General features: G+C 70.8%; 3 protein-coding genes and 1 pseudogene. All 4 read left to right on the top strand.

The window, feature by feature from the left end:
* Positions 1 to 618, top strand: a 618-nt coding sequence (locus tag B9S61_RS30600; protein WP_103545135.1) for a protein spdB, incomplete at its 5' end; no start/stop codon positions are given.
* Positions 615 to 1,436 (top strand): phosphoadenosine phosphosulfate reductase, encoded by an 822-nt coding sequence (locus B9S61_RS30595; protein WP_103545134.1) that lies wholly within the window; start codon positions 615 to 617, stop codon positions 1,434 to 1,436. The genes B9S61_RS30600 and B9S61_RS30595, both read left to right, overlap by 4 nt.
* 46 nt (positions 1,437 to 1,482) lie before the next feature.
* Positions 1,483 to 1,800 carry a hypothetical protein gene (locus B9S61_RS30590; RefSeq protein WP_103545133.1) on the top strand — a complete coding sequence of 106 codons (318 nt, stop codon included), beginning with the start codon at positions 1,483 to 1,485 and terminating at the stop codon, positions 1,798 to 1,800.
* 105 nt (positions 1,801 to 1,905) lie between these two features.
* Positions 1,906 to 3,092, top strand: a pseudogene (locus tag B9S61_RS30585) (ATP-binding protein); the annotation flags it as partial.

Genomic DNA, 3,092 nt, shown 5'->3' with positions numbered 1-3,092 from the left:
CTGGTCGCGCACGCGCTGACTGCCGACCATGCCGTCGGGGCGTGGCTGGCGGTGGCGTGGCTGCCGATCGCGGCCAAAGCCCTGTGGCTGGTCCATGGCCTGTGGGAGCGCACCGCGCTCACTCCCGTCGCGCTGGACGCGATCCGCGGGATTCAGCAGGAAGCGCGGGATGAGGCGGCCGTGGCCCGCGCCCGACTGAGGGCGGAAGCCGCGACGGAGGAGACGCGGCTGACGGCCGTGACGGAGGCCGGGGCGCGCGTCGCACGTGTCCAGGCACGGACCGCTCAGACGCTCTCCGGGGCGTGGTCGACGCTGGAGACGGCCCGCGCGGGTGAGGAGACCGGCAGGGCGCTCACCAGCGTGACGACCCGCGTCACACCCGGCGTTACGCCCCGGTGGGAGCTGCCGGTGTGGGGGCCGACGGAGCCGCTTACGGCCCGCTCCCTGGAAGCCGCACCGGCGCTCACAGATGAGGCGCTGGACGTCGTCGTTGACGAGATCTGGCACAGCGAGACCCCCGCGCTCTCGTACCGGGAGATGTCCGCCCGGTTCCGGGCCGCCGGTCACTCCGCTTCCGAGATGCGTCTTCGGGCCGCGTGGAAGCGGGTGGCCGCATGACCAGCCTCGCCACGCAGGTCAAGACGTTCAGCTTCGGCGGGGGTGTGCAGTCCACGGCCGCCCTGGTTCTTGCGGCCACGGGGGTACTGGACTACCGCACGTTCTTGATGGCGAACGTCGGGGACGACTCCGAGCACCCCGGCACCCTCGCCTACCTGCACAAGTACGCCCTCCCCTACGCCGAAGAACACGGCATAGAGCTGGTCGTGTTGGACCGGGTGATGAAGCGCTCCGGTGAGGTCCGCACGCTATATCAGGACCTCACCCGCGAGGGCTCACGGTCGTTGAAGATCCCGGTGCGGATGTCGAACGGGGCCCCCGGCACCCGCTCCTGCACGGCCCAGTTCAAAATCAAGGTCATCGCCGACGAACTCAAACGGCGCGGCGCCACCAAGGACGCGCCGGCCACGGTCGGGATCGGCATCAGCCTGGACGAGATCCAGCGGGCGAACAACCGGCGCTGCGAGCCGCACGAGCGCGTCGAATACCCGCTGTTAGAGCGCGGTATCCGGCGTATCGACTGCGCCCGCATCATCCGCGTCGCAGGGTTGCCGGTGCCGCCGAAGTCGTCGTGCTGGTTCTGCCCGTTCCACCGGCCAGAGACGTGGCACGACATGCGCCGCGACGAACCCGAGCTGTTCGAGCGCGCGTGCCAGCTCGAAGAACTCCTCAACCGGCGCCGCGACGAACTCGGCAAAGACCACGTCTGGCTCACCCGGTTCAACCGGCCCCTTCGCAAGGCCATCCCGGACGGCGTCGACACGCTCCCGTTCGACGAATGGGACTCCGGCTGTGACTCCGGCTGGTGCATGACCTGACCCGCACACCCCCACTCCGCTCACCATCGATCCGAGGGGAAACCACGTGAGCAACGCAGACCTGCGCCGCCTGGACCGCGAAATCCGGGCCACGACGAAGAAGCTGGAAGCCGTGCGGCGGGGCGAGTTGTGGCCGTTGAACGGCCGCGAGCGCCGCGCCATGGCCCGCGCCGTCACCGGCGGCGCCTACCGCGTCGTCCGAGGCCGCAGCACCGGCCGCGCGGAAGAGCGAATCGAGTCCACCGAGTCGGCCGCTGAGACGCGGCTGACCGCGGAACTGTCCGCCCTGCACGGCGAGCGGCAGCGCATCGTCACCGAGACCGCCCGCACCAAGGCCGCCAAGAAGTCGTCCGGCTGGTGGTGACCAGCCATGTCGGTACCGGGGTGGCCGCCTCTTTCCACGGACACGGCCACCCCGGCTCATTCCCTCACTCCCGCCCCCGAGGGGGCAGTCAGGAGCACTCCCAGCATGACTGAGAACGTCGTTCACCTCCACAAGCACACCGACCCGCCCACCGCCGATACAGCGACCGTGACCACCCTCACCGTGGTGCCCGACGCCCCGCCCGCTCCGCCGGTGCCCCTGTGGGTCCGCTCCGGCCGCGCCGTGAAGACCGCCGTCACGCACGAGCACACCCGGGCCGCTGGCCGTTCGGTGGTCCGGCACGGCCTCTACACGTTCAACGGTGGGCGGATCGTGGCCCGCCGAACCTGGGACGGCCGCACCGGCTCCCGCTACGAGCGGATGATCCGCGCGGCGGAAGCCGCCGGGAACCTGGAAGCGGCAGAGGAGTGGGAGGAGCGCCTTCAGCGCTTCCGCGCCGCCCGCCACCACCGCCGCATGGACCTGTTGCACTCCCCCGTGGACGCCGCCAAGGGCGTAGCCGTCGGCGCGGGCATGAGCATCGGGGCCCTGGTCGCCCTCGGCATCGTCATGGCCATCAGCACCGGCGACGCCGGCGACGTCATCACCCCGCTGTCCGCAACGGTCGACTTCATCGCCCTGCTCATGCGCATCGTTCAGGTCGTCTGGGGACCGCTGATCTCGATCGGCCCGTTCCTCGCCCTGCTCGCCCTGTGGTCCGTCGGCCGCAAACGGCAGGCCGCACCCGCATGGGCCCTGCCCGCGAACGTGCGATCGAGCGAGGGGGAGCCGATCACCCCGTCCATCGTCGTCAAGGCGTTGCGCGACCTCGGGGTGCCCGCCCTGGGCCGTGCCATCAAGGAGATGGGCGACGCCGGCGCGTCCATGCTGGGTCCCATCACGATTGCCGGGTGCGGTGTCGAGGTGGACGTCACCCTGCCCTCGGGGGTGGCGACAGACGAAGTACAGAAGCGGCGCCGGAAGCTTGCCGAGAACCTGACCCGGCACGAACACGAAGTGTTCATCACCCTCCCCCAGGCCGCCCGCACGGTGCGGCTGTGGATCGCCGACTCCGGCGCTCTGGACGAGCCGATCGGCCCGTCCCCGCTGGTCACCGACGAGACGCTGACCGCGAACTACAAGACCGGCCGCGCCCCGTGGGGACAGGACCTGCGCGGGGACGCCGCTGAACTGAGCGTGTATCAGCGCCACCTGCTCGTCACCGGTCTGTCCAACCAGGGCAAGACCGCCGCCCTGCGCGCCCTGGCCCTGTGGCTGGCCCTGGACCGGTC

This window comes from Streptomyces sp. SM1, assembly GCF_002910825.1.
GTDB classification, from domain to species: Bacteria; Actinomycetota; Actinomycetes; order Streptomycetales; family Streptomycetaceae; genus Streptomyces; species Streptomyces okerensis.
This window is presented reverse-complemented; position numbering and strand designations above follow the sequence as displayed.